An 18,035-nucleotide genomic window follows, 5' to 3' on the forward strand; every position below is an offset into this window, starting at 1 on the left:
ACGCTTTGCTGTACCAAGCATCGCTTAAACAACAAATTAATCTCCGATGCGTGGCATTCGCGACGGCACTCGTTGTTAGCGCACAGCCACCATCTACTCAAAACCCGCTTTGGCGGGTTTTTAACCGGCACTCACTAGACGACCGGTCTAATTTAAATAAACGCTTGATACCATCAAGCACAATAAAAGGAAGGATGAGCAATGAACAACTTTGAGTTCTACAATCCCACACGTATCGTTTTTGGCGAAGGTAAGATTGCCGAGCTGGATCGGCTCATCCCGGCCGATGCAAAAGTGTTGATTCTTTTCGGCGGCCAAAGTGCACGCAAAACCGGCACCTTGGATGAAGTCGAACAAGCGCTAGGGCAACGTCAATTTGGCCTATTTGGTGGCATTGAACCCAACCCGCGCTATGAGACCTTGATGAAGGCAGTCGAGAAAGTCGGCGCTGAAGGTTATGACTACCTTCTCGCCGTGGGCGGTGGCTCAGTGATCGATGGCACTAAATTCGTTGCCGCAGCCGCGAAATATGACGGTGACGCATGGGACATCCTCACCAGCATGGGCGGAAAAGTGGAAGCAGCGCTGCCATTTGGCTCCGTGCTCACTTTGCCTGCTACCGGCTCTGAGATGAACAAAGGCTCAGTGGTGACCCGTGAGTCGATGCAAGCGAAATTGCCGTTTATGAGCGAGCTGGTGTTCCCGCAGTTCTCAGTGTTGGATCCGGTGAAGACCTACACCCTGCCGATTCGCCAAGTGGGGAACGGTGCGGTCGATGCGTTTGTTCACGTGGTGGAACAATACCTCACCTATCCTGCCAATGCGCCGGTGCAAGACCGCTTTGCTGAAGGCCTGCTACAAACCTTGGTTGAGTTGGGCCCACAAGCGCTGGAAACACCAGAAGATTACAATGTGCGTGCGAGTCTGATGTGGACAGCCACCCTGGCGCTTAACGGCTTGATTGGCGTGGGTGTCCCGCAAGACTGGTCAACTCATATGCTTGGTCACGAGCTCACAGCCCAACATGGCTTAGACCACGCCCAAACCCTCGCGGTGGTACTGCCTGCAATGCTTAATGAGAAGTTTGAGCAAAAACAGGCCAAGCTCGCACAATTTGCTGAACGTGTTTGGCATATTGAACAAGGTAGCGACGCCGAGAAAGCCAAATTAGCGATTGAGAAAACGCGCGATTTCTTCGAGCGCATGAACGTGAAAACACGCATGCGAGATTACGATCTGGATGAAACCGCGATTGAGCCGTTGATTGAAAGTCTAACCCAACACGGTATGACCCAGCTCGGCGAACATGGCGATGTCACCCCGGACGTGTGTCGCCGCGTGCTGCAAGCCGCGCTTTAATCGCCGGTTTATTTCATTGCTATTGTGAGGCGCGCTGAAGCAGCCGCCTCTTTTCCCAACATCAAGGGAGGAACTAATGTCAGCATTAACAAATCAACGTTTTGTTCTCGCATCACGCCCAGTTGGCGCACCCACTGCCGAGAACTTTCGCTTAGAAGAAGTCGCCATTCCCGCACTAGGCAACAATGACGTCCTGATTGAAAACCATCATCTATCGATTGACCCATACATGCGCGGCCGGATGAGCGATGCTAAGTCGTATGCTGAACCGGTAGCAATTGATGGTCTGATGGTCGGTGCCACCGTGGGTAAAGTACTGGAATCTAACCATGCCGATTACCAGGCCGGCGATTGGGTACTGGCTTATAAAGGCTGGGAAACCCATTCTGTCGTCGATGGCGATACCCTGCTTAAACTTAACCCCGATCTCGCACCGGTTTCATACGCGCTTGGGATCTTGGGGATGCCCGGCTTCACCGCCTACATGGGCTTATTAGATATCGGCCAGCCCAAAGAGGGCGATACCCTGGTAGTGGCAGCCGCAACCGGCCCCGTTGGCGCGACCGTCGCACAAATCGGTAAGCTGAAAGGCTGCCGCGTGGTAGCGATTGCCGGTGGTGAAGACAAATGCCAATACGCTCGTGAACACCTCAGTGTTGACGCGTGTATCGATCACAAAGCCGATAACTTTGCCGAGCAGCTTGCCGAAGCCTGCCCGCAAGGCATTGATGTGTACTTTGAAAACGTCGGCGGCAAGGTATTTGATGCGGTGATGCCACTGCTTAACACAGGGGCACGTGTTCCCGTGTGTGGCTTGGTATCTCAATACAACAACACCGCCCTGCCAGAAGGCCCAGACCGCCTTTCACAGTTGATGGGGACCATCTTGGTTAAGCGCCTAACCGTAAAAGGTTTCATCATTTTTGATGACTACGCGCACCGTTACCCTGAGTTCGCTCACGACATGGCCAAATGGGTCGGYGAAGGCCAAATCCATTACCGTGAGCACGCGGTAGATGGCTTTGAGCAAGCGCCTCAAGCACTGATTGATGTACTCGAAGGCCGAAACTTCGGCAAGATGGTCGTCAATATTAAATAAAGTATCCGCGCTTTATTTCGTCATACCGAAAACCCTGCCTCCCCCTTAGCGATGGATAGCTAAGGGGGTTTTTTTATGAGTGACGTTCGCTTTTCCGTTCCACTCCCCTTCTTGATGCAGAAGAAACACTCAGTGCCAACTACACTAATGGGGATGATTGACTAGCTTCATCGAAATTTGGCAAGGCTGACCGCAGGACGCAACCGCTCCACACCTGTTTCAGCTAAGAAAGAGGATGTATTCAAAATGGCCAAAGTCGCACCCATGATTCGTCATCAGATCAACCTCGGTTTTGCGTTTGTTCTGATTATGGCATTACTGACGATTTTTGCGGTGGTGGAATGGAAGGTAAAACCCGAGCTTATTGAGCAGCGACAAGAGCGGATCAGCATCAATCAACACGCCCTGCTCGATTTACTCGACGCCAAACTCGGCCAAATTGAACTGTTAACCAGCACCATGGCGTTAGCGGGAACCACACTCCCCAAAGATGAAGCTCTGTTCCGCACCACCTTTCCCGAGATCCTCAATAATCATGGCGATCCAGCGATTGCCGGCGGTGGTATCTGGCCCGAGCCCGGCACATTTACACAAGGGGTGACGCGGCGCAGTTTTTTCTGGGGCCGAGCAGGCGCGACCATGGAGTACTACGACGATTACAACCACCCAGACGGGAAGGGGTATCACAATGAAAGTTGGTACGTAGCGGGCAAAACAACCCCCGCCGATCATTGCATTTGGTCCAACGCCTATATTGACCCTTTTACCAAAGAGCCGATGATCACCTGCACCGTGCCAATGAAAGATGATAAGCGCTTTGTGGGTGTCGCCACCGTCGATATGAGGCTCGCCGGCATCTCAGATATTTTGTCCCAGTATGGCAAAGAAAACGGTGGCTATGTCTTCGCCTTCGACGCAGACAGCAAAGCGATCAGCTTTCCGCAATCAGCCGTCACCTTTCAACCCTACAGGAACACACTATGGACGAGAGACGAACTGCAAGTGCAATTGCCTTGGTTGCAATCGGCGTTCAAGGCAACCCAAACACTCAGCACCAGCAAGCTAATCACGGTAGAAAATGACGGCATCCTCAACGAAGCCGCGTATGTTCATTTGATTCGCTACCCTGAAGCCGACTGGGTGATTGGCCTCGCCGTCCCTAAAAGCAAAATGACCGCCGCCGCTGACAACATGGGGTTGTTTTTAATGATAGCGATTGGTGGCTTGCTGCTCATTGTCGGTGTCATCGCGACGATCACCGCCCGCAATTTACTGGATAAAATTCGACAAACCACCCATCAGATCCGAGAGTTGATCGATGGTGAAACCACCCAAGCACTCGACGTGGGGAACCTGAATGAAGTCGGGGAATTACGCCATGCCGTCAACGATTATGGTGATAAACTAAAGGCACTGCTATTGCGTTTAGAAACACTCCAGGACGAATTGGTTCAGAATGAAAAACTGTCCTCACTCGGCTCCCTGGTCGCAGGCATCGCACACGAGCTGAATACCCCCATCGGCAACGCACTGATGTCTTCAACCTCCATCTTGTCGATGAAGCAAGATTTTGTCCAACAACTCGAAAAGCCGATCACACGTGACGATTTAGACCAATTTCTCACCCATGTTGAAGATGGGACACGGATTGTTGAACGTAACATGTCACGTGCCTCCGAATTAATCCGTGCATTTAAACAACTGGCCGTGGATCAAACCAACGACCACCTGCGCGAGTTTGACCTCCATCATCTTATCAACGAAGTGCTTCTGTCTTTGCGTCCGACACTGCAGCGAACGCCTCACCACCTTGACGTAGATATWCCTGAGGCGATTAAGCTCAATAGCTACCCTGGAGCCCTCACCCAAACGCTGATCAACTTAATTAACAATGCGTTAGTGCATGCATTTACCGAGCAAGATCAAGGCCATATTCAAATCCATGCGAGTCAGGATTCACACGATCAGGTACATATTACCGTCCAAGATAACGGCCTGGGCATGACGCCAGACGTGCAAAAACACATTTTTGATCCCTTTTATACCACCCACCTCGGTCAGGGCGGATCTGGCCTTGGCTTACATATTACCTTCAACCTCATTACGAGTGTGCTCGGTGGCCGTATTCAGGTAAACAGTAAACCGCAACAGGGCAGTCGCTTCATTGTGACGATTCCACTGACGGCCCCCGAACGTGCCTCGTCGTCTTCATGAAGATGGCTGGTAAATGGGATATCATTGTCCAGCCAACTGCAACGCCGAGGGTAATGCGGTCATAGCACCTTTGGCGGTGGTGGCCAGCGCGCCACAGCGGTTGCCTTGACGCACAGCCTCAGTCACCGCCTCTGGCGACTGCCAGTCGGGCAACTTGGCTAGGGCAGCCAACAAGCCGCCCATAAACGCATCACCAGCGCCAGTAGTATCCACGACCTTGGCGGGTGTTGTCGCCACCTGCCAAAGCGCTCGGTTGAACGCAACTTGTGCACCGTCACTGCCTAGCGTGACCACCCACAAGGACACACTCGGTACGTGCGAGACGAGCACTTCAAGCGCGGATTTGATAGACCGGCTCTCGCCGGGCTCGGAGCCTGTCACTAACGGCGCAGTCAGTAAAGCAAGCTCATCATCAGACACTTTGACCACATCCGCCAGCGGCAAGGCTTGCCTCACGGTCTCTAGCATCTGCGCCTCGCTTTGCCACAAATCATCACGCAAGTTAGGGTCAAAGCTGACAAACCCACCCTGGTCACGACACGCTTGCATGGCGCCGAGCGTGGCCGATCGCGAGGGTTCGTTAGCTAACGCAATGGAGCAAGCATGTAACCACTGCCCCTTTTCAAACACAGGGAAGTCATCGGGCTCCACAAACTGATCGGCACTGGGTTTGACCATAAACGTAAAGCTGCGCTCACCCGCCTCATCTAACTCGACCAACACGGTTGAGGTGCGTTGCGCGTTATCGCGATGCATAAACGCAATGTCTACGCCTTCATCGGCCAACGTGGTTTGCATAAAACGTCCCAACGGATCGTCGCCCACTCGACCAATAAAGCCTGTTTTCTCCCCCAGCCGGCTAATCGCCACGGCCACATTGGCGGGCGCACCGCCCGGACATTTTAGGTAGTGGCGTTCACCGTCAGGGATCAAATCCACTACCGCATCGCCAGTGACCCATACCTTACTCATCACGCTTGCTCCTCGTTCAATGCTCGATTAGGCCGCCGCCGTTTGCGCATATTTTTTACGGGTACCCAGTACATAGGTCACCGCAAACGCCACGACAAAAGCAATGGCCATTCCGATGATATACGGCACCACTCCATCAGGGCGAATCGAAATGATCCCTGGCAGCCCCGCGGCACCCAGCGCTTGCGCTTTCACTTTAAAGAAGGTGATGAACGCGCCTGCACAGGCTGCGCCTACCAATGCACCGATAAACGGATAACGATATTTAAGGTTAATACCAAACATCGCCGGCTCAGTAATGCCAAGCAGTGCCGTGATACCCGCCGGCATCGCAATTCCTTTCGCTTTCACATCCGCCGTTTTTAGCCCGAACGCCAAACAGGCTGCGCCTTGCGCCACATTTGACATCGCGGCAATCGGGAAGATGAAGGTACCTCCGGTGACCGCAATGTCTGCCAATAGCTGCGTTTCAATTGCGATAAAGCTGTGGTGCATCCCGGTGATCACAAACGGCGCATACACAAACCCAAACAATGCACCACCAATCATCCCTGCTGATTCATACACCCAGTTGAGACCATCGCCGAGCAAGAAGCCGAGATCACGGGTAAATGGACCCACCAGAGTAAAGGTGATCAGCCCGGTGATAAAAATCGCCAGTAGAGGCGTCAGCAAGTTATCCAGCACCGAGGGAATAATACGACGTAGCCCTTGCTCGACTTGGGCGAGAATATAAGTGGCAACCAGCACAGGCAGTACCGAGCCTTGATACCCGACTTTTTCAATCTCAAAGCCAAAGATTTCCCATACTGGAATATCGCCGGACACCGCCGCACCGCCAAAGCCCCAGCCATTGAGCAGGTCAGGATGCACCATTAACATCCCGAGTGCCGCGCCCAAAAAGGGGTTAGCACCAAACTTTTTACTGGCAGAAAACGCCAACAGTACCGGCAAGAACACAAATGGCGCATTAGCGAAGGTATTGATCATATTGGCCAAGTCGCCCATTTGTGGGTAGGCCTCAATCAAAGATTTGCCATCAATAATCAAGCCCGGCGCCGTCAGGATATTAAAAATCCCCATCAGCAAACCACCGGCGACGATGGCTGGAATAATGGGAACAAAAATATCTGACAGCCCTTTCACCGCGCGTTGTAGCCAATTTTGTTTTTCAGCGCCAGCCGCTGCCACGTCTTTCGACGACATGTCTGACTGGCCCGTTAGTTTGCTGAATTCGGCATAAACATTATTAACAATGCCCGAGCCAAAAATGATCTGTAACTGACCGCTGACTTGAAATTGGCCTTTCACACCTTCAATCGATTCAATCGCGCTTAAATCCGCCAAGTTATCATCATGGAGTGCGAGTCTTAGCCGCGTGGCACAGTGTGCCGCCGCCGCGATGTTTTCTTTTCCACCCAGTTTATCGAGTAGTTGTTGTGCTATTTTTTGGTAGTTCATGGCTACTTCCCCTGCACGCTCTCACCGTCTTTGCCACCGTCACTTTTATTTTCGTGTGGCGTCACACGCTCCACATTTTCGGGAACGATCCCGAAAATGATGTGCTGAATCCTGTAAAGCATCAAGTATGAGGGCTAATCGCTGTGAGATCGATCAGTAAACCGACGCGTACCTCTCACCTTAAACGTGATTAATATCACTAAATAGGGGGCATTTAAGGCGCTATGTTTGCAAAGGATCCGTAAATGGAACGATCATGGTACTCCCAGAAAAGGAGAACCCATGGCTAGCTTGAATGATGTCGCCCGTTTAGCGGGTGTTTCTAAATCAACCGTTTCACGCGTGATTAACCAGGAATATGGCGTAAAGCCCGCCACCATTGAAAAAGTTAACCGCGCCATTGAGCAATGCGGCTATGTGGTCAATCAAATCGCTAAGGATTTGAAATCCAACAAAACCAACCTCATCGGGGTGATTGTACCGCGAGTATCGTCGAATGCGATGTCAGCCAGCGTTGATGGGCTTAGCCATGTCTTTGATAAAAAAGGCAAACACGTGCTATTGGCCAACACGCGCCAAGACGATCAGCGTATTTGCTATTACCTCGATTTGTTCAACCAAAAACGCGTAGAAGGGATACTGCTGTTTGCCTCCACGCTCAACCCCGACTTGGTGCACGCCATTAAGCGCTCGAGTGCACCGGTGGTGGTAATTGGTCAAGACGGCTCACCCTATAACATTCCCAGCGTGATCCATGATGATTATCGGGTGGGCTTTTGTGCTGGCGAGCAGCTTATTAATGCTGGCTGCCGACAGATGGGTTTTCTAGGGGTACAAGCGGAAGACATTGCCGTTGATCAGCAGCGTTATCAAGGCTTTGAGAGCGCATTGACCACGTTGACCCAAACGGTACCCTTGTTCCATTACCAAGGCCAATTCTCGATTCAATCGGGCTATGTCGCCATGACCGCTATGCTAGAGCAATATCCTGATCTTGACGGCGTATTTTGTGCCACCGACCGTATCGCGATTGGCGCTATCCAAGCTTTGCAAGCACAAGGGATTACGCCAGGACACGCCGTGAAGCTGATGGGAGTGGGCGATGACGAGCTTGCCCAAGTGGTATCGCCAAGCTTATCGACGTTTAACTATGCCTTTGATGCAGCAGGAGAAAGTGGTGCCAAAATGCTGCTCGAATTACTGGAAACCGGACAAAGTCATGTGTCCAAATTGGTGATGGGCTTTAACTATATCAGCCGCGCCACCTGCCCTTAACACAGCGACCGTTAACCCAATACAGAGAAATTTTACTTGCGCCACCGCCGTCTTATTCGCTATTTTTGGAACGTTCCCGAAAATAAAATTGGTACGGATAGATGGAAATAACCCCAACAGGCCTGGTTGACGCATGTGGTGGCGCCGATAACGTGCGACGAGCATTGCGCCATCAAGACAAGGTGATCATTGAGCTCATCGAGCTTGAACGCGTGAACCAAGACATGCTGCCAATCAGTACGATTGACCATTCACTACGCCAGATCACCCTCGATCAACCCGTCAGTCAGGGGGCGCTAACGGCACTGGGACGCGTGATCGATCACAACCTGCGTGAACAAGCCGCGCCCTTCTATTCTCCCAGCCAAAAGACAGATTTCCATCGCCCCGGATGGCATATCAGCCCTCCCCAAGGGCTGCTGAATGACCCCAATGGTTTTATTTATTTTCAAGGTCACTATCACCTTTTTTATCAGTGGTATCCCTTTGCCTGTGAGCACAAAGATAAATTCTGGGTGCATTTAATCAGCCCTGATGGGGTGCAATGGCATACCGCGCCGCTCGGCCTCACCCCCAGTGATTGGTATGACAGCCATGGGGTATTTTCAGGCCACGCCATGGTGATGAACGACGCCCTTTGGCTGTATTACACCGGCAATACCCGCATTGGCCCCGAGCGTTTGCGCCAAACAACCCAGTGTGTGGCGCGGTCAAGCGATGGCATTCATTTTGAAAAGCTCGGCCCGGTGATTGATGCCCCACCAGCAGGCGTGACCGAGCATATTCGCGATCCCAAAGTCATCCATGACGGCCAACACTATCGGATGCTGTTGGGCGCGCAACGTGAAGATAAAATAGGCCGCCTGGCGCAGTATTCGTCTGCTGATGGCCTTACGTGGCACTATGACGGACTAAGCGGTGATAGCTTAGGCGAACATGGTTATATGTGGGAATGCCCAGATCTGTTCCAATTAAGCGATCAATGGCTCTGTATTCTCTGCCCACAAGGCAGCCCTTCACCAACGCCCGATCATCATGTTCCTCACCACAATGGTTACGCCAAAGCTACGCTAGAAGCGGACGGCATCAGGCTTGATAACTGGCAAGTGCTGGATCATGGGTTTGATTTTTACGCCCCGCAGACGGCGCAGACCCCTGACAATAAGCGCATGCTTATCGCTTGGATGGGCCTGCCAGACGAAGTTGAACAACCCAGTTTAAGTGCGGGCTGGTTGCATCAGTTAACCTGTCCACGTGAGTTACGCTGGGAAAATGGGCAAATTTATCAGCGCCCAGCCGCCGCGCTGCAAAGCTTAAGAGGCCCTCAGCAACTTTTGGTGATTAACCCTGAGTGCCATTCAACCACCGTGGATTTAGGCACCAAGCAGTTTGAGCTCAACACCACGCTGCCCATTCCGACCAGCGGCCACTACACGCTATACTTTCACAGCCGCAGCGGCATGATGACGCCAGCCTCCTCCGGCAAACCATCCGGTTGTGCACTCACCATTGACGGTGACAGCCGCACCCTAACACTGGATAGAAGCGCAAGCCTCGCCAAAGAAGGCGATACCCGTCGCTGCATTCACTTGCCCGAGCCGCTAGAAGATTTGCCACTACAAGTCCTCGCCGACACCAGCTCACTGGAGTTCTTTATCGCCGGCGGGCAATGGACGATGACCAGCCGTTACTTCAGCGCTATTGACGCAACCTTTTTAGCGCTGACACGCGATCGCCACGACACGCCTTTGCCAAAAGAGATGGATTGGTATGCGTTGAAAAACGCCAGTGTTAGGTGATACATCAGGGAAGTGGCGTTGACCACACCACGCCACGTCTGACTGGCACAGTTAACGCCCATCAACTAGCATTAAGGGTTTGAATCTTCTGTGTTTAATCATCGCCATGATATTATTGGCGATGATTAAACACGCTTCTTATTTCAACCAAGGTGACGATATGCTGCTTGCAATACTGGCGATTATTGCTGGATTTGCGCTTTTGGTGTGGAGTGCAGATAGGTTTGTAGAAGGCGCGGCTGTGAGCGCCCATTATGCCGGTATACCGCCGCTACTCATTGGCATGCTGGTGGTAGGGTTTGGGACATCAGCGCCTGAAATGGTGGTCTCAGCGATGGCTGCAGTCGATGGCAATCCTGCGTTAGCACTGGGCAATGCGCTGGGCTCGAACATCGTCAATATCACCTTAATTCTCGGGGTGACCGCCCTCATCGCGCCTATTGCAGTGCATTCCACCATTGTGCGCAAAGAGCTACCCATTCTTTTAGCCATCACTCTCATTATCGGGGCAATGCTATGGGACTTCACGATCAGCGCCTACGAAGCTTTACTGCTTATCACAGGCTTTTTACTGCTGATCGGCTGGTCAGTGTGGTCTGGCATACGAACTAAAAACGATACCCTCGCCACCGACATGAATGCCGAACTCAACCAGCAAACCCTGTCGCTAAAAAAAGCACTGATGTGGCTAACGATTGGGCTGGCACTGTTAATTGTGAGCTCGCGCATCTTGGTATGGGGTGCCGTTGAGATCGCCCAACAACTGGGCATCAGCGATCTGATTATTGGTTTAACCATAGTCGCATTAGGCACCTCCCTGCCCGAATTGGCCGCCTCAATTATCGCCGCCCGTAAAGGAGAGCACGATATTGCCGTGGGCAACGTGGTCGGCTCCAACATTTTTAATTCCCTCGCCGTGATTGGTATTGCTGGTGCCATCGAGCCGATTCGCGACATCACCGAAGCGGTCTTCTGGCGAGATTGGATGGTGATGCTCGCCGCCACCGTGCTCTTGCTGCTGGTCGCAATACGCTTTAGCAAGACACGCGAAATCAACCGCGCCGAAGGGGGATTACTGTTTATATGCTACGTCAGCTACACCTGTTTGCTGATTTATGCGGTGCGGTAGGAAGTTAAGCGTCATACAGTCCTCACAAAACACGCCAACGTTGATATGGGCTCTAATGCAGCGCGTATCATACCAAGGAGTAAAACCATTTATTCGACACCGATCCAATAAATAAAACAGCTTTTCTACCATGACCACATTGAGTCGAGCTTTTGTCGCGAATTTTGCTAGCATTGGCCGCTAAAAATAATCATAACCCCCTTGACCATTCCATTGAGGGGATTGAGCAATATGCTTTGCTCACTGGTGATACCCGCTTAGTTGGCTCAAGAGAAAACACAGATGACTTTCTTCACATCGACACAGTCTTATCGTTGTCCATTTTTCAAAAACCCTGAAACATGTAACTGTGCGGCTTGTGTCAATCAAAGATTGATGCAAGAAAGCAAAGAAGCCGTTAAACGTACAGAGGCAAAGAACTTTGCCAGTGGTGGCTCTATTCCTAGTATCAGTGCTGCATCTGAACCCGCACCAGTTCAAGAAAGCACGCAACAAAAGGTCGCTCGTCAACGCAAAACGCGGATTGAGGAAAGTGAAGATAACTGGAAAAAAACACAAGCTGCTGCATTTGATTTAGCTTGGATGCAATCGCCTAAAACCCAACCTCAGAGTGCACTTTGGAAAGCGCTATTTACCGACGATACACCTGAGGAAAAGCAAAAACTTATCAAACAAGCGAATACCCATCTCAACGAGCCCGTGAGAGAAGGAGAGATCGTTGTTATTCCAACCGCTGAGCCAAGAACCACTAAAGAGAAAGAGGCTCTAAGCGCGCTCCAAGGCGAAGCGGCAATAGGCAGCCTAGAGCTGGGAAAACTGAGCGATGATTCTCTTTCATTGGTTAATCGTCATTTGGAGCTACTTGACTATTTTGCTGACGACGCCTTGTGTACCATCGATGAAAGCGAGTCCGGTAAGTATTATGATTATGCCTCTATCGGAGTGGGTATCGCCGCCGGGTTTGTTCAAAAACACCTAGAGAACATTCAAGGCATCTTGTCAGAGATCAATGAGCTCTATGTCGACGATTTGGCCAAGAACGGCAAACCCAGTGCCACGTTTTTTGCTCAACGCGCAAGCTTGTTCAAAAAGCTTGATGACTCATTCGCGCGTTTGTCCAAGCGCAGCGTAAAACTCCCCTTATATACCCAAGTTAGGCGTAACCTAAAGCTTTCAACTAAATCCGTCATTCATCACGCTGACGAAATTATTAGCAAAGGCTATGTGAGTAATCTCGGAAAGCGCATCGCGAATATCTCTATTGGGGTAGATGCATCACGCGCTGGTGGTTACGTTGGATTAATGCTAGGTGGTGCAAGTGTCGCAGATAGCATTTATGAAGCCTGTAATGTTGATAGTTATGGTGAATGTGGGAGAACAACTGCACAAAAAGTCGGAGGATTTATGAGCTCAATCCCCGCAGGCACAGTTGGCGGTCAACTTGCGGCTGGCGGAACCGCATTACTTTTGGGAGCCATGGGTATTGCTTCGGCACCGGTAATTGCAATCGCCGTGCCAGCGGCTTTTGTGGTAGGCGGCCTTACTAGCGGATACTATGGTGGCAAAGCCGGCGAATATTTGGGCGATAAAGCTTACAACGTTTATGAGTGGATTCTGGAATAACCAATATGTCAACAGCAGAGTGGTGGGAGTTTTTGATTGCAATCCCTGCGCTAATTTTTAGTAGTTACTTTCTTCTTTGGGCAGTACCCGCAGTGTTTATACTTGCGGCCTTGGCGCTTGGTGACATTAAGCGGATTGAGTTTATAGACCAGCAACTAGCAAAGAATAATGAGAAGCTACATAGCACATTACGCTATCAATTTTCCTATACAATAGTAAATAGATTTATGTGTTATTGTTTTGCATACCCATTGATTCGTCACAGGCAAAAGACAAATTCGTATAAATTTAAATTATTCATGTGGATAAACTGCTTTGGGTTTTGGAGCTTCTCTCTAGGTATTTTATTCCTATACCTATCGGATATTTTAGGCATTATTAATTAACAACCATTTGACTCATGTAAAAAATAATCATGCATACCCTCGATATTTTCATAATGGGATTAATACTTATTTTTGGAGGATACACCTTTTTGTGGGCTGTAACAGCCGTATTAATACTCGCAATCTTGGCGCTTAATGACATCAAACGCATTGAATTTATAGACCAACRACTTGCTAAAGATGTAAAAAAACTTCACAGCAGGCTTGATTATCAATTATCTTATAAAATCGTCAATCGCTTTACTCTATACTGTGTTTCCTACCCTATTATTCGACATCGCCAAACGACCAACTCATGGAAGTTCAGAGCCTTTATGTGGTACAATTTTTTAGGATTTTGGAGCCTTATTCTCTCGGGCATCATTGTCTATCTGGCTAAGTTGTCCGGTGTGATAGACTGACCACCGAGCACTACAGGAGCGAATTTAACTTATGCCGCCATAGGCTGCATTACCCTTTACTTCGATTGCTGTCTGGTCTTGGGCATTCATCTTTGCAGTGACTGAAAAGCTTCAGTGAAGTGTGCAAATATCAATTCCGCAGAACACTAAAACATGGAAAGTATCTGCGCGCCAAGTAGCTAGTTTGAAGGGGAGGGTTAGATATTTTTATCTGAAAAGTCATTTGACTAACTAAAGCAAAGAGATATCAGATTGGAATTATATGAATTAGTTGTTACTATGATTGGATTGGTGCTTGGGGGATACCTTGCGGTTTGGTCTATCCCGGGTATTATCATGTTTTCTTTGATTACTCTTGGGGATATTAAGCGTATTGTATTACTGGATAAGTATTTATCTCAAAATATAAAAAAATACTATACCGAACAGGGCTATTTAAAACCTTACTACCAAACCCCCTACTCGATTGGCACACGTCTGCTTTTATACTGGATAAGTTATCCTATAACAAACAATCGTAAACAAAAACTTCCTAAAAAAATGAAAGTTTTCATGTGGGTTAATTGTATTGGGATGTGGAGCTTTATTATTACACCATTATTCTCTCAACTGATTAAGCATTTAGATTGATAAAGCTTGCATTGTTCATGGTGTAAACTCTGGAATAACCAATATGGCAACAGCTGAATGGTGGGAGTTTTTGATTGCAAGCCCTGCGCTAATTTTTACTAGTGTGTAGGTTTCAGGCTCGCACACCACTCCCCCTCACACCTATTGATTTCACACATAGTTACACAACGGTGCGCTTTTGCGCTTTACATCGAACGCGGGTCGATGAACACTGCTTGGCAGAGTATAATGACAACCGATATCACGTAGAGTTAGTCACACATTATGAGCAATACCATCGCGAAAAAGCCGAGTCCCCTGTTTGAAATCCTGTTCAACGTTTTCATCCCATCGATCATCCTGATGAAGTTGAGCGGCGATGAATACCTAGGTACAGCCACGGCACTGGTCGTCGCTTTGGCCTTTCCTCTCGCTTACGGCGGGATGGATCTGGTCCGTAACCAGAAATTCAATTTTATCGCAGCACTGGGCTTTATCAGCGTGTTACTGACAGGCGGGATTGGCCTACTCGAGCTCGATACCCGTTGGTTAGCCTTAAAAGAGGCGCTGATCCCCGGCCTTATCGGCTTGGCGGTGTTAGGGTCAACCTTTACCCGCTACCCACTGATGCAGAAGTTAATTCTGAATGACACCGTGCTCAACCTCTCGTTGATTAATCAGCGCCTAAAAGAAAAAGGGCAATCCGACGCCTTTGAGCGCTGCTTGATGTGGTCAAACTACCTGTTCGCTAGCACCTTTGTGTTCTCATCGGCGATGAACTACTTCCTTGCCACGTGGATTGTCACCAGCCCTGCCGGCACGTCCGCGTTTAATGAAGAGCTAGGCAAAATGACGCTGTACAGCTACCCGATGATTGCTATCCCTAGCATGTTGATGATGTTCGGCATCTTTTACTACATTTGGCGTCAGATACGCGCGATGACATCGCTAGAAACAGAGCAAATTTTCCACCTGAAATAACAAGCGCCACGCGCGACGTTTCAAAAACGGGTCAAAAACAGATCAAAAAAGGGAGGATAGCCTCCTCCCTTGCGTTATCACTTCCATCCTTGACGCCACTTCTCGTCACTTTTAAGCTCACGCCAGTCAATCGGATATTCTTTTTTCGACAGCACCGACTCGAGCACGCATAACACCACCACACCGTCTTCATCATACTCAACGTCGGAGACCAAAAAGTGCTTCTCGCGATTAATAGGTTTGACCGCCGTCCACTTGGTATTGCGTAACTTGGCTGGATTGATCTGGTTCACGATTGCCCCTTAACAAACACCGGATGAGGCTGACAAGGAATGCATTCGTTTCGACTTATCAGCCCTTTCAAGAATAGCAATACAAGGTAAACGAACGCTACCATTGACTAATTTGGGTTAGACGGTCAGCCCGTTCGAGTGAATCAGCACTCATTGCTTTGAGTTCAGATGCCCCTTCAGCGTTCTGCTCCGACAACGACCTGATTCGATCCGCCAGTTGACTGATCTCTTCTGTTACATGCGCTTGCTGCTCCGATGCCGTGGCAATGCTTACGGTGCGCTCTTTGATGTTATCAAATGCTGTGACAATCTCTTCAAAGTGCTCACGCACCACACTCGCTCGCTCAACCGAAGATTGAGACAACTGATAACTCGATTCAATCACGTCCACGCCCTGGCTAGCCGCTGAATGAAGCTGATGAATCATGCCATCAATTTCTTCCGCTGATTCCTGCGTTTTGGCGGCCAATGAGCGCACCTCATCGGCAACCACTGCAAATCCACGTCCTTGCTCTCCCGCACGCGCCGCCTCAATAGCCGCATTCAGTGCTAGTAGATTGGTTTGCTCTGAAATCTTTTTGATGACCTCAAGGACCGTTCCCACCTGCTGTGAATCTGAGGCCAGTTTATCAATCACAGAGGAGGCTTCTTTCAGTGTGGTAGCAAGCTTGGCAATCGCGTCACTGTTCTCATCGACGGCTTGCTGTCCTTTTGCCACCACGTGCGATGCATCCTCGGCAGTATCTGCGGCAGTAGCAGTATTGCTCGACACCTCGGTGGCACTTGCGGACATTTGGTTAATCGATGAGGCGAGCGTGATATTCTCATTCGTCTGCGCCGACGTTCGGTCGCTCAAATCTTGGCTCAGTGCCTGTAAGTCGTTTGCACTGCTTTTAACGCCAATCGCTTCTCTCGCTACGTCTTCGAGAATTTTTTCAAGATGGGCGCCATAATCGTTGACAGCGCGCCGTAGCTCGCCCATCTCATCAGCACGAACAATCTCCAACTTACCGCCTTTCTCACCTTTCGATAGGCTGCTAACCTGCTGAGTCGTCTCTTTGATACTGCGGATGAGCCTCTGGCCGAGCCATACCACAACTAACGCGAAGACAATCACCAGCGGTAACAGTGTTATATACAGGCCAGAACTTACTCGATTCAGCGCCGCCAAGGCCGTTGCCTCAGGCAACAACATGCCCACTGTCCAACCCTGTTCCGGTAAAGGAACCTGCACGAGGAGCGACCGGCTATCGCCTACCACACCTTCCGGCAGATAAACTGGCTCCTCAGCGTCCAAGGCCGAGACAAGCGGGGATAAACGAGGATACTGTCTACTTGCGTCGCTCAGGCTTTGCATACTAAGGCTTGAAGAACGCACATCTGGAAACGACAGAATGCGATCGGTTTGATCGAGCACAAAGGCATAGCCTCCGGTTGCCTCATTTTGGTCAGTTAATAAGTTTGACAGACCGGAGAGCATCAAATCGATTGTCGCAACGCCCCAAAACTGGCCATCTCGGCGAATTGCGACTGTGCAAGTGACCATGGGCGTGCCAGAAATCGCATCCTCATAAGCGGCAGACCACGCGCATTGCCCCGCCGGTAAGCCTCGGCCTGCTTGATACCAGCTTTCGTTATGATAACCACTGCCAACGGGATCATTGTAATCATCTAATAGATCCAGCGAGCCTTGTGCATTACGTGCCCAAAATAAGGAATCACGTGTTTTTCCCGGTGTTAGCTTACCAGGTTCAGGCCAAACACCACCGCCCGCAATCGCGGCGTTACCGTAGTGATCGACCACGGGCTCGAGACGTTCAATAAACTGGGCGCGATCTAACGGCAATGTTTCCGATAGTGCCGCGAGAGTATCGGTCAACACTGCCCCTTCATTCAATGCCGTGGCAATACGCCCTTCAATGTTTGTGACGGTTTGCCGAGCGCCAGCCTCTGCCTGCTCTTGCAAAACGGGCTTCGCTACCCACTCCATAACCAGGTAAATGGTAAGAAATGACCCCAGCAAAAGGGCAAGCGCCATGGTTTTAATCTTACGGCTGATTGTCATGGCAAAATCCTCTGCACTGCTATTTGCTATAAGCGTAGCAGCGAGTCGTCTAATTACCATGARGGTGTGTTTTCTCGCGCAAAACGTGCTGATCGCGATGGAGGGGTTTGACCGCCGTCCACTTGCTATTGCATCACTTGGTTGGATTGGTTGGGTTCACCCCGTTAGATACTGCATCGGTTAAACATAACGATACCTTGTACGAACGTGACTCGGTTTGGTTCAGTGGTGAGTTTGGTGTAACTCGTGCACACGCTCATGCGTGGGAACGAGAAAAAACGCCGATCCGCTTTGGGCGGCCGACGGGCTGCACCGCGACAACCTTGTGCGGGCTATGCTGACTGGACGCAAGCGCCTGAAGGACTGATC

The 18,035-nt window shown here is 50.2% G+C and carries 14 protein-coding genes; 10 read left to right on the top strand and 4 right to left on the bottom strand.

What is annotated here, in order from left to right; genetic code table 11:
• Positions 1–201 precede the first annotated feature (201 nt).
• The 3 genes from BZG23_RS16070 to BZG23_RS16080 all read left to right on the top strand — a co-directional run bounded on the left by BZG23_RS16070 (position 202) and on the right by BZG23_RS16080 (position 4,672).
• On the top strand, positions 202–1,359 hold the full coding sequence (locus tag BZG23_RS16070) for an iron-containing alcohol dehydrogenase (protein WP_046075749.1): 1,158 nt from the start codon (positions 202–204) through the stop codon (positions 1,357–1,359).
• Between the two features lie 76 nt (positions 1,360–1,435).
• Entirely contained in the window at positions 1,436–2,458 is a 1,023-nt protein-coding gene (locus tag BZG23_RS16075) for an NADP-dependent oxidoreductase (protein WP_046075748.1), read from the top strand.
• A gap of 246 nt (positions 2,459–2,704) precedes the next feature.
• A complete protein-coding gene (locus BZG23_RS16080) occupies positions 2,705–4,672 on the top strand; it encodes a sensor histidine kinase (RefSeq protein WP_046075747.1) in 1,968 nt (655 codons plus the stop codon).
• A 21-nt stretch (positions 4,673–4,693) separates the two neighbouring features.
• Here BZG23_RS16080 and BZG23_RS16085 read toward each other — a convergent pair whose 3' ends face one another.
• Complete coding sequence (locus BZG23_RS16085; protein WP_046075746.1) at positions 4,694–5,644, bottom strand: aminoimidazole riboside kinase; 951 nt, start codon at positions 5,642–5,644, stop codon at positions 4,694–4,696.
• Positions 5,645–5,671: 27 nt separating this feature from the next.
• Positions 5,672–7,105 (bottom strand): sucrose-specific PTS transporter subunit IIBC, encoded by a 1,434-nt coding sequence (locus BZG23_RS16090; protein WP_046075745.1) that lies wholly within the window; start codon positions 7,103–7,105, stop codon positions 5,672–5,674.
• Positions 7,106–7,387: 282 nt separating this feature from the next.
• Here BZG23_RS16090 and BZG23_RS16095 point away from each other — a divergent pair, with 282 nt between their 5' ends.
• The 7 genes from BZG23_RS16095 to BZG23_RS16130 all read left to right on the top strand — a co-directional run bounded on the left by BZG23_RS16095 (position 7,388) and on the right by BZG23_RS16130 (position 15,308).
• Positions 7,388–8,380, top strand: a complete 993-nt coding sequence (locus tag BZG23_RS16095; protein WP_046075744.1) for a LacI family DNA-binding transcriptional regulator — start codon at positions 7,388–7,390, stop codon at positions 8,378–8,380.
• Positions 8,381–8,481: 101 nt separating this feature from the next.
• Positions 8,482–10,179, top strand: a complete 1,698-nt coding sequence (locus tag BZG23_RS16100) for a glycoside hydrolase family 32 protein (protein WP_052708124.1) — start codon at positions 8,482–8,484, stop codon at positions 10,177–10,179.
• A 160-nt stretch (positions 10,180–10,339) separates the two neighbouring features.
• On the top strand, positions 10,340–11,308 hold the full coding sequence (locus BZG23_RS16105) for a calcium/sodium antiporter (RefSeq protein WP_046076040.1): 969 nt from the start codon (positions 10,340–10,342) through the stop codon (positions 11,306–11,308).
• A gap of 261 nt (positions 11,309–11,569) precedes the next feature.
• Positions 11,570–12,931 (top strand): hypothetical protein, encoded by a 1,362-nt coding sequence (locus BZG23_RS16110; protein ID WP_241837233.1) that lies wholly within the window; start codon positions 11,570–11,572, stop codon positions 12,929–12,931.
• Between the two features lie 415 nt (positions 12,932–13,346).
• Complete coding sequence (locus BZG23_RS16120; RefSeq protein ID WP_077607527.1) at positions 13,347–13,718, top strand: hypothetical protein; 372 nt, start codon at positions 13,347–13,349, stop codon at positions 13,716–13,718.
• Positions 13,719–13,970: 252 nt separating this feature from the next.
• Positions 13,971–14,348, top strand: a complete 378-nt coding sequence (locus tag BZG23_RS16125; protein WP_046075740.1) for a hypothetical protein — start codon at positions 13,971–13,973, stop codon at positions 14,346–14,348.
• A 264-nt stretch (positions 14,349–14,612) separates the two neighbouring features.
• Positions 14,613–15,308 carry a VC0807 family protein gene (locus BZG23_RS16130; protein WP_077607528.1) on the top strand — a complete coding sequence of 232 codons (696 nt, stop codon included), beginning with the start codon at positions 14,613–14,615 and terminating at the stop codon, positions 15,306–15,308.
• A gap of 77 nt (positions 15,309–15,385) precedes the next feature.
• Here the strand turns inward: BZG23_RS16130 and BZG23_RS16135 are convergent, their stop codons facing one another.
• Together BZG23_RS16135 and BZG23_RS16140 are read right to left on the bottom strand one after the other, a co-directional pair.
• A complete protein-coding gene (locus BZG23_RS16135; protein ID WP_077607529.1) occupies positions 15,386–15,601 on the bottom strand; it encodes a TIGR02450 family Trp-rich protein in 216 nt (71 codons plus the stop codon).
• Positions 15,602–15,698: 97 nt separating this feature from the next.
• Positions 15,699–17,666 carry a methyl-accepting chemotaxis protein gene (locus tag BZG23_RS16140; RefSeq protein ID WP_198532205.1) on the bottom strand — a complete coding sequence of 656 codons (1,968 nt, stop codon included), beginning with the start codon at positions 17,664–17,666 and terminating at the stop codon, positions 15,699–15,701.
• Positions 17,667–18,035: the final 369 nt, after the last annotated feature.

This window comes from Salinivibrio sp. ML290, from assembly GCF_001995695.1.
GTDB classification, from domain to species: Bacteria; Pseudomonadota; Gammaproteobacteria; order Enterobacterales; family Vibrionaceae; genus Salinivibrio; species Salinivibrio siamensis.